At 49.3% G+C, this 25,050-nt stretch carries 22 protein-coding genes; 9 read left to right on the top strand and 13 right to left on the bottom strand.

The features are described 5' to 3' along the window. Positions 1-283 precede the first annotated feature (283 nt). A complete protein-coding gene (ypfH, locus tag DSM2777_RS19005) occupies positions 284-970 on the top strand; it encodes an esterase (protein WP_061554868.1) in 687 nt (228 codons plus the stop codon). A gap of 74 nt (positions 971-1,044) precedes the next feature. Here ypfH and DSM2777_RS19000 read toward each other — a convergent pair whose 3' ends face one another. The 9 genes from DSM2777_RS19000 to DSM2777_RS18960 form a co-directional block, all read right to left on the bottom strand. Then, a complete protein-coding gene (locus DSM2777_RS19000) occupies positions 1,045-1,230 on the bottom strand; it encodes a YpfN family protein (RefSeq protein ID WP_025797467.1) in 186 nt (61 codons plus the stop codon). Continuing rightward, a complete protein-coding gene (locus DSM2777_RS18995) occupies positions 1,218-1,907 on the bottom strand; it encodes a M15 family metallopeptidase (RefSeq protein WP_061554867.1) in 690 nt (229 codons plus the stop codon). Before DSM2777_RS18995 ends, DSM2777_RS19000 begins: the two co-directional genes overlap by 13 nt. Continuing rightward, complete coding sequence (gene dapE, locus DSM2777_RS18990; RefSeq protein WP_061554866.1) at positions 1,904-3,034, bottom strand: succinyl-diaminopimelate desuccinylase; 1,131 nt, start codon at positions 3,032-3,034, stop codon at positions 1,904-1,906. The genes DSM2777_RS18995 and dapE overlap by 4 nt, the downstream gene beginning before the upstream one ends. Beyond that, positions 3,031-3,417, bottom strand: a complete 387-nt coding sequence (locus DSM2777_RS18985) for an ArsC family reductase (protein ID WP_061554865.1) — start codon at positions 3,415-3,417, stop codon at positions 3,031-3,033. The genes dapE and DSM2777_RS18985 overlap by 4 nt, the downstream gene beginning before the upstream one ends. A 537-nt stretch (positions 3,418-3,954) precedes the next feature. Continuing rightward, entirely contained in the window at positions 3,955-7,101 is a 3,147-nt protein-coding gene (gene acrD / locus DSM2777_RS18980; RefSeq protein WP_061554864.1) for a multidrug efflux RND transporter permease AcrD, read from the bottom strand. 238 nt (positions 7,102-7,339) lie between these two features. Further along, complete coding sequence (locus DSM2777_RS18975; RefSeq protein WP_061554863.1) at positions 7,340-8,509, bottom strand: fimbrial protein; 1,170 nt, start codon at positions 8,507-8,509, stop codon at positions 7,340-7,342. Then, entirely contained in the window at positions 8,499-11,012 is a 2,514-nt protein-coding gene (locus DSM2777_RS18970; RefSeq protein WP_237087790.1) for a fimbria/pilus outer membrane usher protein, read from the bottom strand. The genes DSM2777_RS18975 and DSM2777_RS18970 overlap by 11 nt, the downstream gene beginning before the upstream one ends. Before the next feature lie 66 nt (positions 11,013-11,078). Next, positions 11,079-11,771 (bottom strand): fimbrial biogenesis chaperone, encoded by a 693-nt coding sequence (locus DSM2777_RS18965; protein ID WP_046457093.1) that lies wholly within the window; start codon positions 11,769-11,771, stop codon positions 11,079-11,081. Between the two features lie 125 nt (positions 11,772-11,896). Continuing rightward, complete coding sequence (locus DSM2777_RS18960) at positions 11,897-12,463, bottom strand: fimbrial protein (protein WP_335340652.1); 567 nt, start codon at positions 12,461-12,463, stop codon at positions 11,897-11,899. Positions 12,464-13,086: 623 nt separating this feature from the next. Between DSM2777_RS18960 and DSM2777_RS18955 the strand changes: the two genes are divergently transcribed. Then, the gene (locus tag DSM2777_RS18955) at positions 13,087-13,362 is read left to right on the top strand and encodes a winged helix-turn-helix domain-containing protein (protein ID WP_061554861.1); all 276 of its coding nucleotides are present in this window, start codon (positions 13,087-13,089) and stop codon (positions 13,360-13,362) included. Positions 13,363-13,421: 59 nt separating this feature from the next. Here the strand turns inward: DSM2777_RS18955 and narP are convergent, their stop codons facing one another. Both narP and narQ read right to left on the bottom strand, forming a co-directional pair. Further along, positions 13,422-14,054 carry a nitrate/nitrite response regulator protein NarP gene (narP, locus tag DSM2777_RS18950; RefSeq protein ID WP_046457091.1) on the bottom strand — a complete coding sequence of 211 codons (633 nt, stop codon included), beginning with the start codon at positions 14,052-14,054 and terminating at the stop codon, positions 13,422-13,424. An 82-nt stretch (positions 14,055-14,136) separates the two neighbouring features. After that, positions 14,137-15,819 (bottom strand): nitrate/nitrite two-component system sensor histidine kinase NarQ, encoded by a 1,683-nt coding sequence (narQ, locus tag DSM2777_RS18945; protein WP_046457090.1) that lies wholly within the window; start codon positions 15,817-15,819, stop codon positions 14,137-14,139. Between the two features lie 424 nt (positions 15,820-16,243). On the opposite strand from narQ, the gene napF reads away from it, so the two are divergent. From napF to napC, 7 genes are read left to right on the top strand one after another with little or no spacing between them, the layout of a single operon-like run. Further along, on the top strand, positions 16,244-16,768 hold the full coding sequence (gene napF / locus DSM2777_RS18940) for a ferredoxin-type protein NapF (RefSeq protein ID WP_046457089.1): 525 nt from the start codon (positions 16,244-16,246) through the stop codon (positions 16,766-16,768). Then, on the top strand, positions 16,765-17,031 hold the full coding sequence (gene napD, locus DSM2777_RS18935) for a chaperone NapD (protein WP_025797488.1): 267 nt from the start codon (positions 16,765-16,767) through the stop codon (positions 17,029-17,031). The genes napF and napD overlap by 4 nt, the downstream gene beginning before the upstream one ends. Then, positions 17,028-19,520 (top strand): nitrate reductase catalytic subunit NapA, encoded by a 2,493-nt coding sequence (napA, locus tag DSM2777_RS18930; protein ID WP_061554860.1) that lies wholly within the window; start codon positions 17,028-17,030, stop codon positions 19,518-19,520. Before napD ends, napA begins: the two co-directional genes overlap by 4 nt. Before the next feature lie 21 nt (positions 19,521-19,541). Next, positions 19,542-20,294, top strand: a complete 753-nt coding sequence (gene napG / locus DSM2777_RS18925; RefSeq protein WP_025797491.1) for a ferredoxin-type protein NapG — start codon at positions 19,542-19,544, stop codon at positions 20,292-20,294. After that, complete coding sequence (gene napH, locus DSM2777_RS18920) at positions 20,294-21,160, top strand: quinol dehydrogenase ferredoxin subunit NapH (protein ID WP_061554859.1); 867 nt, start codon at positions 20,294-20,296, stop codon at positions 21,158-21,160. The genes napG and napH overlap by 1 nt, the downstream gene beginning before the upstream one ends. A gap of 38 nt (positions 21,161-21,198) precedes the next feature. Continuing rightward, the gene (gene napB, locus DSM2777_RS18915) at positions 21,199-21,618 is read left to right on the top strand and encodes a nitrate reductase cytochrome c-type subunit (RefSeq protein WP_230599750.1); all 420 of its coding nucleotides are present in this window, start codon (positions 21,199-21,201) and stop codon (positions 21,616-21,618) included. Between the two features lie 11 nt (positions 21,619-21,629). Next, positions 21,630-22,259, top strand: a complete 630-nt coding sequence (napC, locus tag DSM2777_RS18910; RefSeq protein ID WP_040045484.1) for a cytochrome c-type protein NapC — start codon at positions 21,630-21,632, stop codon at positions 22,257-22,259. 576 nt (positions 22,260-22,835) lie between these two features. On the opposite strand, the gene galM is transcribed toward napC, so the two are convergent. Then, positions 22,836-23,891, bottom strand: coding sequence for a galactose-1-epimerase (gene galM, locus DSM2777_RS18905; protein WP_061554858.1), 1,056 nt, complete (start codon positions 23,889-23,891; stop codon positions 22,836-22,838). Further along, positions 23,885-25,042 carry a galactokinase gene (gene galK, locus DSM2777_RS18900; protein WP_046457671.1) on the bottom strand — a complete coding sequence of 386 codons (1,158 nt, stop codon included), beginning with the start codon at positions 25,040-25,042 and terminating at the stop codon, positions 23,885-23,887. The genes galM and galK overlap by 7 nt, the downstream gene beginning before the upstream one ends. Between the last annotated feature and the right edge of the window lie 8 nt (positions 25,043-25,050).

Genomic DNA, 25,050 nt, shown 5'->3' with positions numbered 1-25,050 from the left:
AGCGTCCAAGTGATAACTTTTGTGCTGAAAGGATTTCGGGCAGCTATCTGGTATGAACTCCCTCTGTAGTTCAGGCTACAGAGGGAACTCCAATGAATGAAATGGCCTCCTAGTGAGGCCATTTTTTTGCATTATTTTCTGATTGCGGGATCGGCAGATTGTGCAAAAAAATAGAACAACATCATCAGGGAAACCCGATTTTCCTGTGAATTCTTCGGCGTATAGTACTCTTCAACAGATGATGTCGATGAATGACATCTTTTTATCCAGCGAGGAGTATCTAATGAAACACGAACATCATGTTGTCCAAAGCCCTGCAATACCGGCAGAGCAGCTGATTTTGCTGTTTCATGGCGTTGGTGATAACCCTGTTTCAATGGGAAGCATTGGCGAGTATTTTGCCAAGGCGTTTCCAAATTCACTGGTTGTCAGCATAGGTTCTCCGCACTTGATCCCCGGTGGGCAAGGCTTACAGTGGTTTTCCGTGAGCGGTGTGACGGAAGAGAATCGCATCGAGCGCGTTAATGAAGCGATGCCGCAGTTTGTTGATATCGTGCGATATTGGCAGCGCGTTGCTGATGTGAATCCAGCAGCAACGGCGTTAGTCGGCTTTTCGCAAGGAGCGATCATGGCTTTAGAAGCCGTGAAGGTGACGCCAAATTTGGCAGGAAGAGTCGTATCGTTCAGCGGTCGCTTTGCAGCATTGCCGGAAAAAAGTTTGGGCGATACCGTCGTGCATATGATCCATGGTAGCGAAGATCGGGTGATTGCCATTGAGAATGCGCAACATGCGGCAGAAAAAATGCGTGAACAGGGCTCCGATTTTACTTTGGATATCGAGCCGATTGGTCATGCGATTGATCAGAATATGATGGATTTAGCGCTTGAGCGTTTACGTGCATATATCCCCCAGCGCTATTGGGATGAGGCTGTAAACGGGAAACGCGGCGATCTGATTGCGTTCAAGTAACTATTTAGTGGTTTAGTAAATAAACAAAGGGCAACGAAAGTTGCCCTTTACTATAGGAAGAGGAAAATGACGGCCTATTGTTTTTTTGGCCAGTCGTCGTCTTTGTCCCATTCTGCGTTATTATCACGATGCGGAGGTAACTCAGGCTTGTTGCTCAAAAAACTTTTATGATCGACTTTGAGCAGGGCTTTCATCCCATTCCAGACCATACCAATCAAAACGAGTAGAATTATCCACCAGTAGTCGGCTAACCATTGCATGGTTGCCCCCTGTCTTTTACGGTAATAAAACGAGAAAAAACGTCGGACAGATGCGGGATTAACCAATCTGAACCGGCAATATGCTGCCCTTGCCAGGCATTTCTAAGCACATCTTCAGTAAGTTGATGCTCCGCTAACGTTGAAAGTGGCCGGTAGCTAAGATGCCACGGTTCAACGGCAACACCTTGTTCTTCATCACTAAATGGGCGATAGAAACCAAACTGTTCCATATTATCTGTTAGCCATTGGCTCAAAGCCGAGAAATATCCATCTTCAAGATATTCCCATGGTTCTAACTGAAGCTTTTTACCCTCAGGTAGAAGGTCGGGATCGTAGATATCAAGATCGGTCCCCCAGTGATGTCGGCTAGCCCCGGGCAGTGCAGACCAGCGTAAAATAGCGCAGCACAGCTCTCCCTTGCTTAGCGTACTGATGTCTATCGGCTGGCTATTTTCATCCAGAACGGCGCGCTCACCTTCGAATTTGGCATTCCAAATGGTCTGCTGGCGAGCGAAATCTCTAAACGTACTTGCGGGTTGTAAATTAAATCCCGCATCTTTTGCTGCTTGCTGCAATGCTCGAAAAGCCTCAACGGCCTCAGGCTGCAAACGATGATGACCACGGAGCACGGCAAGATGCTCTGTGCTCTGTCCAGTCAGCATAGCCATCGTCATCATACGATGAGTTGCTCCATGATTCTTTGGTACATACGGCTGAGTAATTGCAGGTCAGCCGCATGGACACATTCATCAACTTTATGAATAGTGGCATTGACTGGCCCCAACTCAACCACCTGAGTGCCCATCTGCGCGATAAATCGCCCATCAGAAGTGCCGCCGGTAGTCAGCAACTGAGGCGTTATTTCACCGTAGTGCTCAATGGCATTGACGACGGCGTCGACCAGATGACCACGCGGGGTCAAGAAAGGTAACCCTGATACATTCCATTCTAATTTATAATTTAACTGATGGCGATCTAGCAGGTCTTTTACACGAGCCTTAATCGAGTCTACGGTCGATTCGGAGCTGAAACGGAAATTAAACTGTACATAAAGCTCACCGGGGATCACGTTGTTGCTTCCCGTTCCTGCCGCCATATTGGCAATCTGCATGCTGGTCGGTGGGAAAAATTCGTTGCCCTCATCCCAAATTTCATTCACGAGCTCGTGAATCATCGGAGCCGCTTTATGAATAGGGTTATCAGCCAAATATGGGTAGGCAACATGACCTTGAATTCCGTGAATATAGAGGTTCGCGGTCATTGATCCACGACGGCCATTTTTGACAACGTCTCCAACTCTTTCGGTGCTGGATGGCTCGCCCACCAAGCAATATTCTACTTTTTCTTTTCTCGCAGTGAGCTGTTCAACTACTTTAACCGTGCCGTTGACCGCACTGGCTTCTTCATCTGAGGTGATTAAAAAGGCGAGTCGACCTTGATGATCTGGATTGGCTTCGACAAAACGCTCAGCAGCAACCACCATCGCCGCCAATGAGCCTTTCATGTCAGCGGCCCCTCGACCGTAGATCATGCCGTCGCGTAACGTAGGCTCATAGGGCGGGTTTGTCCATTTGGACTCGTCGCCGCTTGGAACCACGTCGGTATGACCTGCGAAGGCTAGCGTGGGGCCTTTCCCACCGCGATAAGCCCAAAAGTTTCGGGTATCACCAAAGGTCATGTCTTCAATGGTGAAGCCGACGGCTTTGAGGCGGTCAATTAACAGATCTTGGCAGCCCGCATCTTCAGGGCTAACGGAACGGCATTTTATGAGTTGCTGAGTGAGCTCAAGAACAGGGCAGGTCATCGTATTTTCTCCTCAGCTAAAAATTGTGTGTATTGATCTGGATTGAATCCCAACAACATACGGTGGTTGTGGGCGAGCAGTGGGCGCTTAATAATTGCGGGCTGTGCCAGCATTAATTCCGCAGCGGAATCAGCATTATTGATGCTTTGGCGCACAGATTCATCGAGTTTACGCCATGTTGTGCCGCGCGTATTAAGCAGTGACTCCCAGCCAAGTTGATCGATAAAGGTGCGTAGCAGTTCCGCATCTAGCCCGTCGGCTCGGTAATCATGAAATTGATAGGCAACCTGCTGTTCTTCTAGCCACTTTTTAGCTTTTTTGATCGTATCGCAGTTTTTAATACCGTAAAGGTAAAGAGACGTATTTTGTGAGTGTACTGTCATATCGCAGAGTCCCTGTGTTTAAGCTCACGTTCTGGCAAATTATTTTATTACTGTGCAGATCGTGATTCGCTGATGTTGTTAAATTATTTAACACATAATGCGGGAAAAAAGGCTCTCGATCTAGAGTGTTAGCCTTAAGAGTGCTCCGACTATGTCAATTTGATCTGCGTGCTTACCATAATTGCGGCTTCTAACCATCAAATTGATAGAAATATCGAATAGGTCAATTATTCACCGCTGGTCTCTAAAAGGTTATCATGTGCGGGTACTAAATTATGTAGGCCACAAAAGACGTAAATATGATTGATACAGAACTGAGCAACTGGAAAGCGTTTATTGACGCCATGTTGCAAAACAAGCACCAGTAATTCTGAAACTGGTCGGGCAGTAAGCTAGTTATCGGTAGTGAGTTTGAAGCAGTCGGCAATGAAGAGATCGTTTTAAGCCATATCATTAATAACTTTGTGATAAGCCAAACACCAAGGGTCATACCCCATAAAAAAGGCAGCCAAGCGGCTGCCTTTTGCTTATTAATGGCTATTCATTTGGCGGGATGATTTCTTCAGGTTCAATCGCTGACGCGGTTTTTCCTGGGAAACGACGACGAACCAAAATGAAGAACACCGGTACGAAGAAGATGGCAAGGAAAGTGGCGGTGAACATTCCGCCTAATACGCCCGTACCGACGGCATGTTGACTGCCTGAACCTGCGCCGTGGCTGATGGCCATTGGCAATACGCCAAAGATAAATGCCAATGAGGTCATCAGAATTGGGCGTAGTCGCAACCGACAGGCTTCCAGTGTAGCTTCCAATAAATCTTTGCCAGAGCGATGTAGCTCGTTGGCGAACTCAACAATTAAGATCGCGTTTTTGGCTGAAAGGCCAATGATGGTGAGCAGACCAACTTGGAAGTAAACATCGTTCTCCAGACCACGTATCCACGTCGCGCATACTGCACCTAATACGCCTAACGGCACCACCAGCATAACGGAGAAGGGGATAGACCAGCTTTCGTATAACGCAGCCAGACACAGGAATACCACCAGTAATGAAATGGCGTAAAGCGCTGGCGCTTGTGCGCCGGAGAGGCGTTCCTGATAAGACATCCCCGTCCATTCCAAACCAATACCATTTGGCAATTGGCTAACGAGGCGTTCCATTATATCCATAGCCGTACCGGTGCTGACGCCTGTTGCCGCTTCCCCAACGATTTCCAATGCTGCGTTACCGTTATAGCGTTCGAGCCGCGGTGATCCTGATGTCCATGTGCTGTTGGCGAAGGCGGAGAACGGCACCATTGCACCACTGCTATTATTTACGTACCAACGATAAATATCATCCGGCAGCATACGATAAGGCGCCGCACCCTGAACATAAACTTTTTTAACGCGGCCTCGGTCGAGGAAGTCGTTGACGTAGGTCGAACCCCACGCTGTTTTCAAGGTGTTATTGATATCATCGATACTGACGCCAAGCGCCTGCGCTTTGCGTTGGTCAATATTTACCTGTAGTTGGGGACTGTCATCTAAACCGTTGTGGCGAACTCGCGTCAAGAGAGGCTCTTTCGCCGCGGCGGCCAACAGAGTATCACGCGCTTTCATCAGTTCCGCATGGCCGAGGCCCGCATGGTCTTCCAGCTCCATATCAAAACCGGCTGAGTTGCCTAGACCGGAGATTGCCGGTGGGCTGCTGGCAAAGACTCTGGCTTCTTTAATTTTGCTGAATGCCGTTGTTGCGCGATCGATAATGGCAAACGACGTATCATCAGGCCCGGTACGCTCATCCCAGTGTTTTAAGCGGACAAACATACGCGCCACGTTCTGACCATTCCCCCCAGGCCCAGAGCCGATAATCGAGAAGACGGAAACAACGTTTTTCTTTTCATCCTGCAACAGATAGTTTTCAACTTTCTCAACCACTTTGAGTGTCTGCTGCTGGGTTGAACCCACCGGCAACTGAATCTGGGTCATGAAGACCCCACGGTCTTCCAGCGGTAAGAATGACGTTGGCAAGCGGGTGAAGGCGAGCGCTAGACCGACAATAATCAGTAGGTACAGCAGCATGGTTCTACCACTGTTACGAATGACGCGAGCAACGCCATTTTCATATTGGCGAGTGCTGCGATCGAATACGCGGTTAAACCAGCCAAAGAAACCTCGCTTCGTATGAACGTGACCCTTTTTAATCGGTTTAAGCAGAGTAGAGCACAGCGCAGGGGTAAGAATAAGCGCGACTAAAACAGAGAAAACCATCGCGGAAACGATGGTGATCGAGAACTGGCGGTAAATAGCGCCAGTGGTGCCACCAAAAAACGCCATCGGTACAAACACCGCAGACAGCACCAGAGCAATACCAACCAGCGCACTCTGGATCTGCGCCATGGATTTGCGCGTGGCTTCTCTGGGCGACAATCCCTCTTCGGCCATAACGCGCTCGACGTTTTCGACGACGACTATCGCATCATCGACCAGTAATCCGATGGCGAGCACCATGGCAAACATCGTGAGCGTATTGATGCTGTAGCCAAAGGCGTAAAGCACCGCATACGTTCCCAGTAAAACAACCGGTACGGCGATGGTTGGGATCAAGGTTGCACGGAAATTTTGCAGGAACAGATACATAACCAAGAAGACGAGGAAAATCGCTTCAAACAGCGTTTTTACGACGTCTTTGATCGATGCTTGAACAAACGGTGTCGTTTCGTAAGCGTATTCAACCTTCAGACCGTGAGGAAAATACTGTTCAAGCTCGCCGAGCTTAGCTTTAACCAGCTTGTCGGTGGCTAATTCATTAGCGCCAGAAGCAAGTTTGATACTCATTCCTGAGGCGGGCATTCCGTTGTAACGGCTTAAATAGTCATAGTTTTCAGCCCCGAGCTCGACCGTAGCAACGTCACCTAACGTGACGTAAGAACCATCAGCATTGACTCTGAGCGTGATGTCTCTGAACTCTTCCGGCGTTTGCAGCTGGGCTTGGGCATTCATGGTGGCGTTCAGCGCCTGACCATTCACCGACGGTGTCCCGCCGACTTGCCCAACGGCGATTTGGTTGTTCTGGGTTTCAATCGCATTCACCACATTTTGGCTGGTGAGGTTATAGCTATTAAGCTTGTTCGGATCGAGCCAGATACGCATTGCGTACTGTGAGCCGAAGGCATCGACGCTGCCGACGCCGTCGATGCGGCTAATCGGATCCTGCAGGTTGCTGGCGACGTAATCGGCAATATCCTGTCGCGTCATGCTGTGGTCTGTTGACACAAACGCAACGGTCATCAGGCTGCTATCACCCGATTTGGAAACCGTGATCCCCTGTTGCTGTACGTCTTGCGGCAGCTTACGCGTGGCGCCTTGCAGCTGATTTTGCACCTGCTGCATGGCTTCATTAGGGTTTATACCCGCCTGAAATGTCAATGTGATTGTGGCATTGCCGGTGCTGCTGCTTTGGGAGGACATGTAGAGCAATCCGTCCAATCCCGTCATATTCTGTTCAATGATCTGGGTGACGGTATTCTCAAGCGTTTGTGCTGATGCGCCTGGATAAGATGCGCTGATACGCACCGTCGGTGGCGCAAGGTTAGGGTACTGCTCAACGGGCAGTGAGTTAATTGCTAACAACCCGGTCAGGCTGATAATAATGGCGATAACCCAGGCAAAAATAGGGCGATCGATAAAGAAATTAGCCACGGGTGAATACCCTCATAACGCTTACTCTTATGCTTGAAAGTGGAAGTCTAGACGTAAACCGATCCATGCTAACGCACTTTATCCTGTTGACGAGTTCAAAACGTGGAGAAAAAAAGGAGAAATGGTAAATATTTTTTCGCAGCGTATGAATTTACTGCAGTTGCGCTTCTTGACTGTATGTTTGCGTAAGATTCATACAAAAATGTGGCGTCGCCCTGCTGCTGCAGAGCGACAAATTTTAGCGTAGTTCCATTTTGACCGTAACGTTACCTTCAAATTTTCCAGGCTGTGGACGATTTGAGGTGGTACTCACCGGTGCCGCGTCCATGCTGATCTTGCCATTTCCCTGAGTGTCCAGCGTAACGGGTAAATCAAGCGAACCATCTAATACAATATCGTTGCCACTTTTATCATACATGCGCACGCCAACGTCGTTGCGATTCAGCATACTGGCGATTAGGTTATTGCTGTCTGGTACAACACCTTGATCGGCACTAAGACTGAACTTTATTTTCCCTGCGTTTGCTGCGGCAGGATCGTCACAGTGGTAGGAGATATCAACGTTTTTTAGCGTGTAGCTTGCTGGTGGCTGACCTTGGGCAACGAATTGGGAGGTCACAATGTCGCCTAGTTCAACCTCAATCGTGCTGCCAGCATTAATTGTGCAGGTGAGAGGTGCGGTGATTTTACCGGCGATGCGAATATTAGAAACCTGATTGGTGTCACTGAGAGAACAATAGTTACCCATGGCGAGACAGGAATAGTTTTGCGCAACGATAGTGGATGGAATGATCTCCTCACCTAAAATTGCCGCTTTAACGTAAATGCTGAGGCCGATGACATTCCATTTGAAGCCTCTTTTCGTTGTACTCCCGCCAGTTGGCCGTGTTGCATCACTACAGACGTCATCAGTACCTTCAGTCGGTTTTAGCAAGGAATCGTTGACTTTCGCCATGCTCGAAAATGGTGTTGGATAGGTACTGATGCTGATTGGTTGCAGACCACTTCCGTCGGAGGAATTTATTGAATTAGTATAACCAGTGATGTCGATATCGAGGTGTTCGGTCAAATAACCATATCCAGTTCGCCCAGGAGGAAGTGGGCTTCCAGCCGCCGTAGACTCATAAATAATGGTATTGGAGTAAAGGTTTCTTGGGCAAGCGCAGTTGGCGGTTATTGACGGCCCCTCACCGATAATATGGTCGCTAATGTTAATTGTGTTTCCATTCCTGTTTTGCGCAGATGGTATTTCAGTGTTGATATTAATCGCGTAATCGGCAAGCGTGGAGAAACATCCTTGCAATACGGTTGTTGCTGCCTGAGTGAATATAGGGAAAAGTGCCAATAACCCAAACAAGATCTTCATTCGTACACGGTTCATACCGCGGGTTAGCTCATTATTCTGCATGATTTGCCTCCGGATTGCAGAGTGCGCTGGTCTGGTGAATACCGTTAGGTGCCGAGTCAGAAGAGGGGGATAGCGTGACGCTGGCGTGGCAGCGTTGTTGCGCTGAGCTTCCCCATGTCACGGTTAATGGCACGTTTTCACTCACGCCAGAAAGATATAACACGCCGCGGTCATCCACGATTCCGCTCAGTGTTAACCCGTCTACGCTGGCTACCGCGCCAAAGGGAATCATGCGTCCATCGGGTCGAGTTAATGAAATCAGGGCGCGATAACCTACATGCGCCGTAAATTGCGAGCTAACCGCGGCGCTGCGGCTGGGAACCACCGTCATCGTCGTTTCATCTGTATCGACATCGTCTGGCAGGCTGGTGGTATCGATGTAAATAGTGTTTTCCTGATAAGGCGTTAGAGAAGGGATGATGGCATTGCCAAAGTAGTCGGTTTGGACGCCGCGCTGGTTGGTAAAACGCACGCCGGATGCGCCTTTCGCACTGACAATGGCAAACTGATCTCCGAGAGGTTGAGATAGGGTGACACCGGCTGGATGAGCCACAACGGCTCCGCTCATGCCGTAGGTTAGCTGCTGAGAGTTGTCGGATGCGTAGTAATAACCTGCATTTAAATTGGCATATTGAGAACGATAGCTGCCATAAATACTACTGTTGTCAGTACTGCCATGGTTGGTATGGCTCTGTTGTAATGAGTAGCTCAGCCGGTCGTCATCAAGCAAGGTGCCGTTAAGCCCAACGCTATGGCTAGTATCGCCTTGTTTGCTGGTGCTGAGATTATAGCTGGCCCAACTTTTGGGTAGCCAGCGTGATAACGGGACGCTAAAACTTAGCGACAGCATCTGATCGCCCGCTTCATCGCTGGTTTTGCTATAGGTGTAAGCAAGGTTAACGCTGACGTCACCTATCGTTCGATTGATGCCTGATGATACGCTGCGTTCTTTATGGCTAGTTTGCCAATAATCTTGTTGATACGATGAAAAATATATACTGCTGTCCAGTAGAGTCTGATTAATATTTAACTGAACTCGGCTGCGTTTATTGTAACGGTACGACCAGTCGATATTGTCATCGTTGTCATCATATTTTTCGTTAGCATCGGCAAAGTTATAGTAACCACTGGTGGAATAACGATAGCTCGCCAGCGAAAAGTTGGTGTCCGTGGTTTCTATCTTCTTGGTATACATTAAGCGCCAAGACTGCCCATCGTGCTGCTCGTCATTATCCAAACGTGCACGCGCCCATGTCACATCGGTTGACACTGAGCCTAAATTACCCAAAACAACGCCAATTCCGCTGTCAAAAGCCTGATAGTCTGATGAGAAGGTAGAACCACCGAAAAGTGTGAAGTAATTATTAAGGCCATAAATCGCGCTGCCTTGGGCAAATAGCGGTTCATTAGAGGCTTGATTATCATCCGCACGATAGCGTGCGATCGTCATTTCATAGCGAATATTGCCCGGCCGTTGCATGACAGCCACGCTAGAGTAGGGCTGTGTGAAGCGGTGCTCGGTACCATCGGCTTCTTTGATGGTGACTTCAAGGTCGGCGCTGTTGGTCGTTGAGTACAGGTCCCTAATTTCAAAGGCACCCGGTGCCACGTTGGCCTGATAAATAACGTAGCCGTTTTGGCGTATTGAAACTTCAGCGTTAGAGCTGGCTATCCCACGGATGATTGGCGCAAATCCCCGCTGGTTATACGGTAGCATTTGATCGTCAGAAGCGACGTTGATTCCACGAAACTGCAGGCTATCAAAAACATCACCTCGGGTACTGTTTTCACCTGCAATAAATTGCGCTTCTAATTGATGGATGTCGTGCTGGATCCAAGTATTAATCGTCTGCCAAGACTGGGAATCATCGGATTGTCGCCATGTTGAATAATTGCGCAAGCGCCACCCGCCGAGGTTAGCTCCGCTGCGTAGGTTAAGGTATTGGTTGTTGCTGCTGTCGCTGTTGCCGCTTCCCGAATTTTCACGTCGTGAGCCAGAGAAGGAATAATCGGCAAATAGAACGGGTACGCCATCATTCCAGCGGGAAGGATCAATCTTTTCATTATGATGCTCATCAATGGCTGCTTGCGGCATGCTGATGCGCAATGTCATGGCATTAAAATCAAACGTTGCCGAGGCAAAGGGAATGTAGTCACTAATCGATTTGTTCAGCGGTTCGTTTTCGGCAAGTTTTGCCAGCTCTGGGTAGGCATCTACGCGAACGCCCCATTTTCGTAGCTGCTGTGGGGTCAGCTGTGGCTGTAGTGCTCCGCTTTTGCTGTTAATGTAGTTGATTGATTCCTCATCGACGTTCTGTTTATTAATTTTTATTTTCGTCTGGTAGGTGCCGGGTAGCTGCCCATTCTCTTTTGAGAATAACGATAAATCGATATCCTGCTGCGATAGTCCATCCCCCTCAAGTGAGGAGGGCGCGAAATAAAACTCTTGTGCGCTAACGTTACCCATGGCGACCATCAGCAAACCGCTTAGGGTTTGTCGCATTGGATGAGATCGCCGAATAGGGCGAAAGATATTTAGGCGCAGTCCGTTAGCAGCCATTAAGCACCATTAATCCTGAGTTAAACTTGATGTAAATTCATCTGACGCATTGCCATAGTCAGTAATGCAGCGCCATACCACTTTCGAACCATTAGCCGCATCGGGCAGCAGGAATTGCGCAGTTGCTTTTGGTGCCACCATTTCGGCATTTTTTATTGCTGTTGTATTCAGTTTTAAGGTATCGAAAACGCTGTAGTAGTCGCCATTGTTGGTAATATGCAACTGGTTTGCCTGTCGGCTAAATTTTAGATTCTTGCAGGCGTCAATCGGCGTGCCGTTTAGCCCTGATGGGCGCCAAAATAATTTCAAGCGTGTTTTATATATCAGGCGTAGGACATTTTTATCATCGTCACTTTTTTCCATCGCCGGGATAGTGCGCACATTCATATAAAACAGGGATTCTCTGTCGGTCGGCAACGCTTGGCCTGACCACGTAATACGTAGGTTCTGCTCTTTTTGCGGGTCGAGGCGAAAAAGCGGTGGGGTCACAATAAAAGGACCTCGTGTTTTTCCATCACCGGTATCAATCCATGACTGAATAAGCCATGGCAGCTCTGTTTCTGTATTCTTCAGCGAAAGGGCGACTTCTTTTTTGCTTGCGTCATAGATAACACGAGTCCGCCCTATTTGAATTCCTGCTGCATGGCTGAAGGTAGTAAAAGCAAGAATAACAGAGCAAGCCTTCAGCGCGATAATTCGCATATAAAATCCCTTTAATAAGTAAAGATACCGTGTAGGAATCTACGCTGAATCTGAATTTTCCATATTTTAAATGTCGGCGTGTAATAGTGAATTCGCTAATAACACGCCGGATGGAATAGCAAGAATTAATGGTAAAGAATATTCACTGTTAAATCAGCATCCGCAGGGCCTGCGGTGACAACTTGGGCGAATGATATATAGCGGGCGTTAAATGATGCGCTAATCTTGTCTGAGGCATTTGAAGATAATGGGATATAAACCTGTCCTTCAGAACCATCAAATTTGAGATGCTCGGTGTTGTGTCCATCAGGGCTAAGCGCAATACCAACTCCCGTTGCAGCTGTTGTACCGCCGGTGGTTATCTTGCTGACATCCAACAAGGTATTAGAACCCGTTAATGCGGTGCTGCCTGTAAAGGTGAGTTGAACGGCTGCGAGACCATCGCTAGTCAGCGGGCAGTCCTTAAGAGTGATAGAGAGAGGGACAGGATCTGTCTCTATTCCTGGGCCGGTAAAAAGCGAGGTCGGGTAGGTTCCTAGCGGTACGGTAGAGTCAGTGCCACTATCACCTTCGATTACACAACTTGGCTCAATGATTTGGCCGGTAAAATGAATTTTACCCGCATTCATCTCTGCGGCAAATGTCGTTGCCGATGAGAGTGCCATAATGGCGATAAATAGATTCCGTTTCACAATATTATTCTCCGTAATAAATTAGTTAAATGACATATTTTAAATTAATAGAAATAATGCAATCAAATCGTGAAATATATCAATTTTTATTGACGCGTATGCTCACGCCTTTTTCATTAAACTAGAACTGTTTTTGGTGCAATGTACTTAAGGCTGAACGCTTGCTCAGAATCGAAGCTATTAAATATATAAGTAATGCTATTGGATGCTCTTTGTAATGCATTTTTGTCATTATAGCAATAATGGTTCGTGAATATTTTTTAGGCAGAAACATCCATGTTAGTTGAGTAATTATTTATTTTTATGGTGGAGGTGCGGTTTTTATGATTAATGATCATGTTTTATGATGGAATTATATAAAACTATTTAATGAATGGATTTTTCGATTACTTAATCCTCGCAAGAATAAGTGTTCATTAAAATTGAATTAAATAAAGCTCAATATTACAAATTAATTAATAATAGCCTGATGTTTTACTACCTATTCGGACTTTTGTTACATGACAATGCCGTTGATTTCCGCCTTGCTTCCTTTTCTTTCTTGCTAAATTACCTACAATACCAATGTCATTAATCATTTTTGGCTCTAACTTCAGCCACTGGTGGGTAAATTAGGAGAACAAATGGACTTTAACCCCGTGTTTGCGCGACGTTTATATCTCTGTTGGTTGATTAGCCATCTGGAGAAGCCGAATGTTCCTCACCTTATGCAGGTAACAGGTTGGCCACGTAGAACCTTACAGGATGTGATTAAAGCGCTACCAGGTATGGGCGTTGAGCTGGACTTTGTTCAAGAGGGCGTGCGTAACAACGATGGTTACTATCAGTTGAAAAACTGGGGGCCGCTAAACGAAGCGTGGATTAAGAAGCATGCTGAACAACTGCTGGCAGCGATTTAATTCATGGATTCGTTGAGAAGGGTGAGCGACAGCCTTGTGGTCATCGCTCATTGTCGGTGTTATTGATTTTTGTGTTCTAAATACAAAACGGTTGCCGCCACACGCGAGCGCACGTTGAGCTTGCGGAGCAGGTTGCGAATATGCACTTTTACCGTCTCTTCGGAAATATGTAGCTGTGAAGCGATTTGCTTATTAGACAGGCCACGCGCCACTTCCTGCAGGACATCAAGTTCGCGCTCAGTCAGATCGGCAAAAGGATCGGTTAACTCAGTGCGTGATGCCAAATATTCGCTGATGATGTCGCTAAAGACATTTTTACCGCTTGCTGCTTGATGGATCTGTGATAGCAACGTTTCTGGCTCGCTATCTTTCAGTAAATAACCATCGGCACCGGCATCAACTAAAGCATAAACATCACTGCGTGAATCTGAAACGGTGAGAATAATGATGCGTGCATCAACGCCTTCATTACGCAGCGCCTTCAGCGTATCTAAGCCCGATAGCCCCTTCATGTTGAGATCTAATAAGATCACGTCGGGCTGGGCGCGACTGGCCAATGCAATCGCTTCGCTGCCGCTGCTGGCTTCTGCTACCACGTTAAAGGCAGGATCGAGTTCAAGTAGCTGACGAATTCCGCGACGCATAAGCGGATGATCGTCCACGATCATAACTGCGTAGCTTTCATTTTCCATAAAATGCTCCGAAATAAATAATAGGGGCGGCCCGTTGCCTATTACTATTAAATTTTAATTAAATACCCGTTGCCGCTGACCATCAGTGCTGAAAAATCAACGAAACCTCTGTACCTGCTGGGGGCACCGTGCGGATGGTCAGTTCACCACCCAGTCGTGTCGCCCGTTCGGCCATAATCGTCAGGCCGTAGTGTCCATCGGGTTCCTCAAGGCTGGCTATCCCAACGCCGTCATCTTGAATACTGATCACGCTTTCGCCTTCTGGCCCGTAATGACAGCGTATTTCGATATGTTTTGCCTGAGCGTGTTTGATGGCGTTTAGTACGGCTTCGCGCACAATTTGCAAGACGTGAACTTGCTGCTGAGCGTTAAGTGACTGCGAAGAAAGGGCACAGTTTAACGTAATAACGGCGTCAGTTTGCAATTTTAATGGCGCTAAGAGCTGATGTAAGGCTTCTCGCAAATCAGCTTCCTGAATAGTTAAACGAAAAGTTGCCAATAATTCACGCAGTTGGCGATAGGCATCAGACAGCGCTTGGTCAAAATCACGAATGATTGCCTGCGCTTGGGTGTTGTCGCTGGGAATAGAACGTTTGAGCAGCGTTATCTGAATACGCAGGAACGAGAGCGCTTGGGCCAGCGAATCATGTAATTCTCGTGCAATCGTCGCCCGTTCTTCCATCAATAACAGCTGAACCTGCTGTTTTTGCGCACGGTTGAAATAGACCCCTCGGCTAAGCATGTTAGCAACGTTTTGCATCAGCTGCTGCTGGGGATGTTGATGCTGAGGCCAGCGTAACTCCCCCAACCGATGCCCGTCCAACGTTAGCGGTATGGCTGAAGTGGACGCTGAATCATCAAGCTGACCGCTGTGTAAAAGCCAACGACCGTTACCGCTGTCATGAACTTCTAATTCCAGAAAATCTAAGGCTTCGCTGGTGCGCACGATATTTAGCACTTTCTCAAAGCTAGGCTGGGTGATTTCGCTGACGGTCAGCGCTTGCGAGCAATCAAATAGCACGCCGAGTGATTTATTCGCCTGCGTCAGGCTCTCTGTCTTCTCCTGAACTTTGTCTTCAAGAGAGCGATAAAGCTTTTCAAGCTCGCTCGACATTCTGATGAATGTTTTTGATAACACACCAATTTCGTTGGGAAGGTTAACGTCCAGCTGCATCGGAGAGAAATAGCCGCTCTGCATCCGCTGGCTGGCATTGAGCAGTTTATTCAGCGGGAAGACAACCTCACGACGCGTGGTGCGGATCGCAAACCAAACCAGCCCGACGATCATCAAAACACCTAGCAAACTGATCGCCGCCACTTGCTGCATTTTTTGCTCAGAATAATGCTGAAGTACCAAGACAAAATGATCGATCTGGCTGACATGCTGGGCGACATGAGCAAGATACTGGTCACTGTTGCCAGCTTTAAGCTGTTGGTCTAATAAAAGCCAAGTTTCCAGTAGGTGTCTATACTCTTCACGAACAGAGGATGGAACATAGAATCGGTCGAGCTTTTTCAACGCAGGAGCCTGCATCGATTGCTCATACTCTGCCAGATGTACGGCGACATCATCAGGATGATTGGTTAGATCATAGGCCAGACGATAACTTTGCATGCGCAGTGAGCCTGCGATATTCACCGCTTCGGCATCGCTTAAACTGCTGGCTACGGTAACAAGCGCGATGCCGGTCGAGAGAACCGAGAGGATCACAATAGCGGCCAGCGTTTTAGCCAAGGTGCTGGTAACCGAACGTTTTACGAGCAATCTAATATACCTATTTCGTATGACAGCGATAAAAAGGGCGGTAGGTCGTCATCATTTTTGTGCAGGTGCTTAATAAATGGGTTATTAGTACCGTTCTGTTTATTGATAACAGGGTACCCAAACAATCGTTATATAAATCAGTAAATAACGAAATGTGATTGCAGGGTCTATACAGTGCGCGAAAACCCAGCAAAAGGTTTGATCTCGCGCAATCGATACCCACAATTACCTATTTAGGGGGATTATAACTCATCCTCTAATCCGCATACTTTATGCTTAGAAAAAACCTATATTTCTGGTCATTAGTTAAATAAGAATTATTACTAACAACAAATTAAAACAATATCGCTGACCAGCAATATCTTTCATTTTTATTGGTACGTGTTTTTCATCAGGATGGATGAGCAATGTCACCGGAGTACCCATGACTACGCTTTCTCGGCGCAATCTACTCAGTGCTCGCTGGCGCAAGCCCGCTAGCGCACAGCGTCCGCCTTGGACAATCCCAGAGCCTGCTTTTATCGCAGGTTGTACGCGTTGCCATTCCTGTATTGAACAGTGTGAAACCGGTGTGTTAATCGCGGGCGATGGCGGATTCCCTGCTATCGACTTCCATCGCGCTGAATGCACGTTCTGTCATCGTTGTGCTGATGCCTGTGAATTACCGCTTTTTGAACTTGAACGCACACAGCCTTGGACTATTCAGGCAGAAATCCAGACGAACTGCCTAACGCAAAAAGGCATTGAATGCCGCAGCTGTCAGGATGCCTGCGAGCCATATGCCATCCGCTTTGCACCGCATTTGAGCGGGATTGCAAAACCCACGGTTGATTTAGATAAATGTACCGGCTGTGGCGAATGTGTTCGCGGTTGCCCGGTTGATGCTATTCGAATAACGCCAGCGGCGCGGCCTGAAACGCACGACGCGGTAGCAAGGAATGAAGTATGAGCAATGAGATGTGGCACGTATGTGGATTGGTTGTTCAAGCCAAGCCAGAAGCCGTACCCGCCGTCGCAGAAGCTCTGGCCGCCATGCCAGAAACTGAAGTGGCAGCGACAGAACAAGAAAAAGGCAAGTTAGTGGTTGTCATGCAAAGCGAAGATTCAAACGCATTGCTAGACAGAATTGAGTCAGCGCGCAATGTGGCAGGTGTGCTGGCGGTGTCGCTGGTTTATCACCAGCAGGATGAGCAAGGTGAGGATACGCCATGAAACTCAGTCGTCGAGACTTCATGAAAGCCAACGCCGTCGCCGCTGCAGCAGCAGCTGCGGGGCTGACTATTCCGACCGTCGCGAAAGCGGTTGTCGGTGGGGCTGATGAAATTAAGTGGGATAAAGCGCCGTGCCGTTTTTGTGGTACCGGTTGTGGTGTGTTGGTTGGAACACAAAATGGTCGCATCGTGGCTTCTCAAGGGGATCCAGATGCACCGGTTAACCGTGGCCTAAACTGCATTAAAGGCTATTTCCTGCCAAAAATCATGTACGGAAAAGACCGTCTAACGCAGCCTTTACTGCGCATGAAGAATGGTCAGTACAACAAAGAGGGCGAATTCACGCCGGTGACCTGGGATCAGGCCTTCGACGTGATGGAAGAGAAATTCAAAACTTCTCTGAAAGAAAAAGGCCCAACGTCAGTGGGTATGTTTGGATCGGGCCAGTGGACCGTTTGGGAAGGCTATGCCGCTTCCAAACTGTTCAAAGCAGGTTTCCGCTCTAACAACATCGATCCGAATGCGCGTCACTGTATGGCATCTGCGGTTGTTGGCTTTATGCGTACCTTTGGTATGGATGAGCCGATGGGCTGCTACGATGACATCGAACAAGCCGATGCTTTCGTCCTGTGGGGTTCAAACATGGCGGAAATGCACCCGATCCTCTGGTCGCGCATTACCAACCGTCGTTTGACCGACCAAAATGTCAAAGTGGCGGTTCTGTCTACCTTTGAACACCGCAGCTTTGAGCTGGCCGATAACCCGATTATCTTCACCCCGCAGTCTGACTTGGTGATCCTGAACTACATCGCAAACTACATTATTCAGAATAATGCGGTCGATCAGGAGTTCATGAAGCAGCACGTGAATATTCGCAAGGGCGCAACAGACATCGGTTACGGCTTACGCCCAACCGATCCGCTGGAAAAAGCTGCGAAAAATCCGGGCAGCGATGCCTCCGAGCCAATGAGCTTTGAAGACTACAAAGCATTCGTGGCGGAGTACACGCTGGAGAAAACGGCCGAAATGACCGGTGTGCCAAAGGATTCCTTGGAATCACTGGCTAAGCTGTATGCCGATCCTAACGTCAAAGTTGTTTCCTACTGGACGATGGGCTTTAACCAACATACGCGCGGCGTTTGGGCGAATAACCTTTGCTACAACATCCATCTGTTGACCGGCAAAATCTCCAAACCGGGCTGTGGTCCGTTCTCTCTGACCGGTCAGCCGTCAGCCTGTGGTACGGCGCGTGAAGTCGGGACGTTCTCCCACCGCTTACCAGCAGACATGGTGGTGACCAACGAGAAACATCGCCAGATCGCCGAAAACACTTGGAAACTGCCAGCGGGCACCATTCCAGAAAAAGTGGGTCTGCACGCCGTAGCGCAAGACCGTGCGCTGAAAGACGGCACGCTCAATGCTTACTGGGTGATGTGTAACAACAACATGCAGGCTGGGCCAAACATCAACGCTGACCGTATGCCAGGCTGGCGTGATCCACGTAACTTCATCGTGGTATCCGATCCGTATCCAACCGTCAGCGCTTTGGCCGCCGACCTGATTTTACCAACCGCAATGTGGGTGGAAAAAGAAGGGGCTTATGGTAACGCCGAGCGCCGTACTCAGTTCTGGCACCAGCAGGTGAAAGCGCCGGGTGAGGCGAAGTCTGACCTGTGGCAGATGATGGAGTTCTCCAAACGCTTCAAAGTAGAAGAGGTTTGGCCTGCGGAACTGATCAACAGCAAACCAGAGCTGAAGGGTAAAACGTTGTTCGATGTGCTTTATGCCAACGGCAACGTCGACAAATTCAAGTTAGAAGAGATCCTAGCCGATCAATTGAACGATGAATCGCGTGATTTTGGGTTCTACGTGCAGAAAGGGCTGTTTGAAGAGTACGCCTCATTTGGTCGTGGTCATGGCCACGATTTGGCTCCGTTCGATGAATATCACAAAGCACGCGGTATCCGCTGGCCAGTGGTGAACGGCAAAGAAACGCTGTGGCGCTATCGCGAAGGGTTTGACCCGTTTGTTAAAGCCGGTGAAAGCGTGCGTTTCTACGGCAAACCAGATGGTAAAGCGGTGATTTTCGCGCTGCCATTTGAGCCAGCGGCTGAAGTTCCAGATAAAGAATTCGATCTGTGGCTTTCTACCGGTCGCGTGCTGGAGCATTGGCATACCGGTTCGATGACGCGTCGCGTACCTGAACTGCACCGTGCGTTCCCAGAAGCGGTGCTGTTTATTCATCCTTTGGATGCGAAACAGCGTGGCCTGCGTCGTGGCGATAAAGTGAAGGTCATTTCTCGCCGTGGCGAACTGGTTTCTATCGTTGAAACCCGTGGACGTAACCGTGTGCCGCAAGGACTGGTTTATATGCCGTTCTTCGATGCCGCTCAGTTGGTGAATAACCTGACGCTGGATGCAACCGATCCGCTGTCAAAAGAAACTGACTTCAAAAAATGCGCGGTAAAAGTTGAAAAGGTGACTGCCTAATCAGGCAAGGAGCGTTACCTGATGACGAAACAACGAGATAAAGGGCCTGCGCGTCGTCGCTTTTTACGCGATGCAGTGCGCAGTGCGGGTGGATTAGCCGGGCTGGCGTTGGTTCTGGGATTGCAGCAAAAGCAATCACAGGCGCGTGATGGCTTAGCGTTGCGTCCACCGGGAGCCTTGCCGGACGGTGAGTTTGAGCGCGCCTGCATTCGCTGCGGGCAGTGCGTTCAGGCTTGTCCTTACGACACGCTGAAGTTAGCGACGCTGCTGTCGCCTTCTTCGGCAGGCACCCCTTATTTTGTTGCGAGACAAACGCCTTGTGAAATGTGTGAAGACATTCCTTGTGTGGTGGCTTGTCCGAGCGCGGCACTCGATCCCAAACTGACCGACATCGATGATGCGCGGATGGGATTGGCGGTGTTGCTCGATCATGAGAACTGCCTGAATTGGCAAGGCTTACGCTGTGATGTGTGTTACCGCGTCTGCCCATCGATTGATAAAGCCATCACGCTGGAGCTGCATCGCAACGAGCGAACCGGCGTGCATGCGAAATTCTTGCCGACGGTTCACAGCGATGCCTGCACCGGCTGCGGAAAATGCGAACAGGCCTGCGTACTGGATGAGGCGGCGATCAAAGTGTTGCCGCTCTCGATTGCACGCGGGGAGCTTGGACAGCATTACCGTTTGGGGTGGGAAGAGAAAGCGAAAGCTGGACACTCATTAGTTCCGTCCGGTACCCAGCTACCTTCACGTATGCCGCAGGGAGGTGAATGATGGCGAACAGTGCAAATCAGGCCGGTCTTGAAGCACGCCAACGTCACGGTATTATCCGCAGCCATCGCTGGCTGCTGTTACGCCGTTTAAGCCAGCTGGCGGTTTTGATGATGTTTTTATCAGGGCCGTGGTGGGGCATTTGGATTTTAAAAGGGAACTACAGCGGCAGTTTACTGCTCGAAACCGTTCCTTTGACCGATCCATTAATGATGTTGGAAAGTGTGTTTGCGGGACACTGGCCTGCGCTCACGGCCTTGGTAGGAACATTGGTCATTGTGGTGGCCTATTCCCTGATAGCCAGCCGCGCGTTCTGTGCATGGGTTTGTCCGTTAAATCCGGTCACTGATTTAGCGGCGTGGATGCGGCGTAAGCTGAATATCCGCCAATCAGCCTCACTGCCACGAAGCCTACGCTATGGCATTTTGCTGGCGGTGCTGGCAGGAAGTGCCATCAGTGGCACCTTGCTGTGGGAATGGTTGAATCCGGTAGCGCTGCTTGGGCGTAGCCTGATTTTCGGCGCTTTTGGCGGCCTTTGGCTGATTCTTGCGGTGTTCCTGTTTGACCTGCTGGTGACGGAGCATGGTTGGTGTGGTCACATTTGCCCGATGGGCGCGCTGTATGGCGTGATTGGTGCTAAAGCGGTTATTCGTGTTAGCGCCGAACATCGAGAAAAATGCACGCGCTGTATGGATTGTTTTCACGTTTGTCCAGAGTCTCAGGTGTTACGTGAGCCTGTATTAAATAACGATCATAGCCCGCTGGTACTGAGCAAAGATTGCATCAGCTGCGGGCGTTGCATGGATGTGTGTGCCGAGCACGTATTCGAATTTAAGAACCGATTTCATCGTTCGGGAGCTAAAGAATGAAGAGCAATGTCCTGAAAAAGCACGCTTCGCTTTGGGCAATGTTACAGGCCGTCGTGCTGTCATTGTCTGTGGCTGGCGCTGTATATGCGGCCAGCGACGTCGATTTAAGTCAATCACCGGAAGTTTCGGGAACGGCAGAAGGGCAGATTAAAATGCCTAAGCAGCAAGAGCGTATGGCGCTGAACTATGTAAACCAGCCGCCGATGATCCCGCATAGCGTAGATGGCTATCAGATTAGCAAAAATACCAACCGCTGCCTGCAATGCCACGGCGTTGAGCATTACCGTACCACCGGTGCGCCGCGCATTAGCCCAACTCACTTTATGGATGCTAACGGCAAAGTGCTGGGAGAAGTTGCGCCACGTCGTTACTTCTGTCTGCAATGCCACGTACCGCAAAGTGATGCACCACCGATTGTAGGTAATAGCTTCCAGGCCGCACCGGGCTTTGGGCAGTAACAGGAGCCGCTATGCTGGATAATAAAGAAGTAGACAACAAGCCGACCGAGCAGAAAAAACCGGGCATGATTCGCCGCGTGTGGCAATGGTGGCGTCGCCCAAGCCGTTTGGCTTTAGGCACGCTGCTGCTGCTGGGTTTTGTCGCCGGGATTATTTTCTGGGGCGGTTTCAATACCGGTATGGAAATGGCGAATACGGAAAAGTTCTGTATCAGCTGCCATGAAATGCGCGACAACGTGTATCAGGAATATATGGATACCGTTCACTACACCAACCGCAGCGGTGTGCGCGCAACCTGCCCAGATTGCCATGTTCCACATGAGTGGGTGCCTAAAATTGTACGTAAAATCAAGGCCAGTAAAGAGCTGTACGCTAAAGCTTTTGGCTTGATTGATACGCCGCAAAAGTTTGAAGCACATCGTTTAGTGATGGCTGAAAATGAATGGGCACGTATGAAAGGCAATGATTCTCAGGAGTGTCGTAACTGCCACAACTTTGAATACATGGACTTCACGGCACAGAAAACCGTAGCAGGAAAAATGCACGACCAAGCCATTCAGGACGGAAAAACCTGTATCGACTGTCATAAAGGGATAGCGCATAAGCTGCCTGATATGAAAGGGATTAAGAATGGGTTTTAAGCGTTCTGTGGTGCAGGCATGAGATTCGGTATGCCGATGACTTATGGTGTATTCGTGTAATATTCCGTCTGCCAGTTCATACCGAGCTTCATTGCTGCATTGGTGAAGGCATACGGGCAGAGACCACCAGCGCGTGGTCTCTGCACTCTCGCGCTTTTATCCGAGACGCCATCTCCGCGCCGGGTCGGCATGCGCCATCCTTGGCGCCTCCTCCCCTAACGCTAACATCCTGTTAGCGTTGCTCTTTCTCCCAAGACATAAACAAATAAAATCTTTTGAATTTGATTTTGACCTTTTCCGGCACGTTGTTTTTCAGCCGAATAGAGGAATGAAGGCTAGGATTCGGCGACAGGGATGTCGGCGAAAGAACGGAGGAGCCAGGATGGCGATTGCCGTTCGTTCCGTTAAAGCCGGAATGACGAGATGAGGGAACCTGCGAAGCAGGCTGAAGAACGGTGCCAAGCCGGGTTGTTAGGGGGCGGCGATTGGCCCCCTAACACGGACGCCTGTACGGTGTAGATGTAAGACTCAATATTTTGGGCGGACGTAATTTATGTCATACCTATATTTGGGCTGCTATCCCTTCACCACAAACCAATACGTTGTTGCCGCTTGATAAACCTCACCCGGCTTAATAAAGCAATCCGGCTGTGGCCATTCAGGATGATTCGGGCTGTCAGGTAAAAACTCACTTTCTAATGCCACACCAGCATAAGCCGCATATTGCGCTCCGCGGCGATCGGGCGTTCCGGCCAAAAAGTTACCGCTGTAGAGCTGAAGCGCAGGGGCATCGGTAAAAACCTGCATCTCTAGCTTAGCGTCGGCTGCGGTAAGTATTGCGGCAGGGTGTTCTGCATGATGACAGGTGCTGTGCAGCAAATAGGCGTGATCGTAGCCTTTCACGCGCTGCTGGCAGCGATCTTTTAGCAGATCCTGTTGCACGGTTTTCGCCTTACGGAAATCCATGCCTGAGCCACTGACATCGGTAAGATCTCCGCAGGGGATCCCGTCGCTTTCCACCGGAAGATAGTGATCGGCAAAAAGCTGTAGCTTTTGCGCTAATGCATCGGTCGTGCAGCCATCGCCGTCTAAATTGAAATAGGCATGGTTGGTTAAATTCACCGGACAGGTCTTATCCACTTTTGCCTGCCAGCTAATCTCAACGCGGTTATCTTCCGTGAGCCGATAGGTTGCTTGAGCAATGAGGTTGCCTGGGAAACCCTGATCGCCATCGGCAGAGTCCAACTGATAGGTCACATGTTGGGTATCGTGTGAAATGCGTTTCCAACGGCGTTTGTCGAATCCTTCTGGCCCGCCGTGAAGCTGGTTTTCGCCTTGGCTCGGATGTAAAACGACGGTTTCACCTTGATACACATACTGTGCTTTAGCGATACGGTTGGCATAACGACCTACCGTAGCCCCCAAAAAAGCGCCCTGTTCGGTAAACTGCTCGGGCGTTTGGCAGCCGAGCAAAACTTCACGCAGACTGCCGTCGCTCAGTGCGATCTGGCATGAAAGCCACGTTGCGCCCCAGTCCATAAAAGTGGCAATGCTGCCAGCGGCGTTGGTTAGCGTGGTGAATTGAAACGGTTCGCCGTCCGGTGCTCGGGAGGTATCAGCGAAATTTAGCATACGCTGGCTCCTTGTGATGGATAGCAGACATAGAAGGTTTCTTTCAGGCCGGTTTGCGCTGGATATTCGCGCTCAACGGTAGCACGAACTTCCTCAACCAAGTCTAACGGCATCAGGGCGACGATACAGCCGCCAAAGCCGCCGCCGGTCATGCGAACACCGCCGCGTTCTCCGATGACGTCCTTCACAATTTCAACCAGCGTATCGATAGGTTTAACGGTGATTTCAAAATCATCGCGCATTGAAGCATGAGATTCCGCCATCAATGTGCCCATCAGTTTGAGATCGCCTGCGGCAAGCGCTTTGGCAGCGGCTTCAGTGCGGTCATTTTCAGTGATCACATGACGGGCGCGGCGTGCGGTCAGTGCTTCCAATCCCGCCTGTTTGGCTTCGAATTCGGCCAGCGTGACATCACGCAGGGCTTTTACATTGAAATACTGCGCTGCGGCTTCGCATTGCTGACGGCGAGTATTGTATTCGCTATCGACCAATCCACGCTTAACGTTGGAATTGATAATCACGATGGCCACGTCTTTTGGCATAGGAACCGAACGCGTCGCCAGCGAGCGGCAGTCAATCAGCAGCGCGTGCTTTTCTTCGCCCAGCGCGGAGATCAGCTGATCCATGATGCCGCAGTTGCAGCCGACAAACTTGTTTTCCGCTTCCTGTCCGTTTAACGCCAACTGAACGCCGTCTAAAGGCAGATCGTACAGTGCTTGGAAGGCCTGCCCCACGGCAACCTCAAGCGAAGCCGATGAACTCAGCCCGGCACCTTGTGGTACGTTGCCGCTGATCACTAGGTCTGCGCCGCCGAAGTTAGGATTGCGGATTTGCAGATATTTCAGTACGCCGCGCACGTAGTTGCTCCACATCATGGTGGGATGGGATTCAAATGGGGCATCAAGAGAGAATTCATCTTGTTGATTATCGTAGTCGGCGGCAATCACGCGCACTTTGCGATCGTCACGCTTAGCGCAGCTAATCACGGTTTGATAATCGATAGCGCAGGGTAAGACGAAACCATCGTTGTAATCCGTATGCTCGCCGATCAGGTTCACACGGCCGGGAGCTTGTACCGTCATTGCCGGAGCATAGCCAAAATAACGATTAAAAATATCCTGTGTCACGGTAGTAAGTTGTTGCAGACTCATTTTCGTTT

Source organism: Obesumbacterium proteus, assembly GCF_001586165.1.
Lineage (GTDB): Bacteria > Pseudomonadota > Gammaproteobacteria > Enterobacterales > Enterobacteriaceae > Hafnia > Hafnia protea.
The sequence above is the reverse complement of the archived record's forward strand: the minus strand, read 5'-3'. Positions and strand labels throughout refer to the sequence as shown.

Bases quoted from the DNA above. Each gene is read 5' to 3' on its own strand.
- ypfH (WP_061554868.1), top strand. From the start codon at position 284: ATGAAACACGAACATCATGTTGTCCAAAGCCCTGCAATACCGGCAGAG.
- DSM2777_RS19000 (WP_025797467.1), bottom strand. From the start codon at position 1,230: ATGCAATGGTTAGCCGACTACTGGTGGATAATTCTACTCGTTTTGATT.
- DSM2777_RS18995 (WP_061554867.1), bottom strand. From the start codon at position 1,907: ATGATGACGATGGCTATGCTGACTGGACAGAGCACAGAGCATCTTGCC.
- dapE (WP_061554866.1), bottom strand. From the start codon at position 3,034: ATGACCTGCCCTGTTCTTGAGCTCACTCAGCAACTCATAAAATGCCGT.
- DSM2777_RS18985 (WP_061554865.1), bottom strand. From the start codon at position 3,417: ATGACAGTACACTCACAAAATACGTCTCTTTACCTTTACGGTATTAAA.
- DSM2777_RS18975 (WP_061554863.1), bottom strand. From the start codon at position 8,509: ATGCAGAATAATGAGCTAACCCGCGGTATGAACCGTGTACGAATGAAG.
- DSM2777_RS18970 (WP_237087790.1), bottom strand. From the start codon at position 11,012: ATGCGACAAACCCTAAGCGGTTTGCTGATGGTCGCCATGGGTAACGTT.
- DSM2777_RS18965 (WP_046457093.1), bottom strand. From the start codon at position 11,771: ATGCGAATTATCGCGCTGAAGGCTTGCTCTGTTATTCTTGCTTTTACT.
- DSM2777_RS18955 (WP_061554861.1), top strand. From the start codon at position 13,087: ATGGACTTTAACCCCGTGTTTGCGCGACGTTTATATCTCTGTTGGTTG.
- narP (WP_046457091.1), bottom strand. From the start codon at position 14,054: ATGGAAAATGAAAGCTACGCAGTTATGATCGTGGACGATCATCCGCTT.
- napF (WP_046457089.1), top strand. From the start codon at position 16,244: ATGACTACGCTTTCTCGGCGCAATCTACTCAGTGCTCGCTGGCGCAAG.
- napD (WP_025797488.1), top strand. From the start codon at position 16,765: ATGAGCAATGAGATGTGGCACGTATGTGGATTGGTTGTTCAAGCCAAG.
- napA (WP_061554860.1), top strand. From the start codon at position 17,028: ATGAAACTCAGTCGTCGAGACTTCATGAAAGCCAACGCCGTCGCCGCT.
- napG (WP_025797491.1), top strand. From the start codon at position 19,542: ATGACGAAACAACGAGATAAAGGGCCTGCGCGTCGTCGCTTTTTACGC.
- napH (WP_061554859.1), top strand. From the start codon at position 20,294: ATGGCGAACAGTGCAAATCAGGCCGGTCTTGAAGCACGCCAACGTCAC.
- napB (WP_230599750.1), top strand. From the start codon at position 21,199: ATGTTACAGGCCGTCGTGCTGTCATTGTCTGTGGCTGGCGCTGTATAT.
- napC (WP_040045484.1), top strand. From the start codon at position 21,630: ATGCTGGATAATAAAGAAGTAGACAACAAGCCGACCGAGCAGAAAAAA.
- galM (WP_061554858.1), bottom strand. From the start codon at position 23,891: ATGCTAAATTTCGCTGATACCTCCCGAGCACCGGACGGCGAACCGTTT.
- galK (WP_046457671.1), bottom strand. From the start codon at position 25,042: ATGAGTCTGCAACAACTTACTACCGTGACACAGGATATTTTTAATCGT.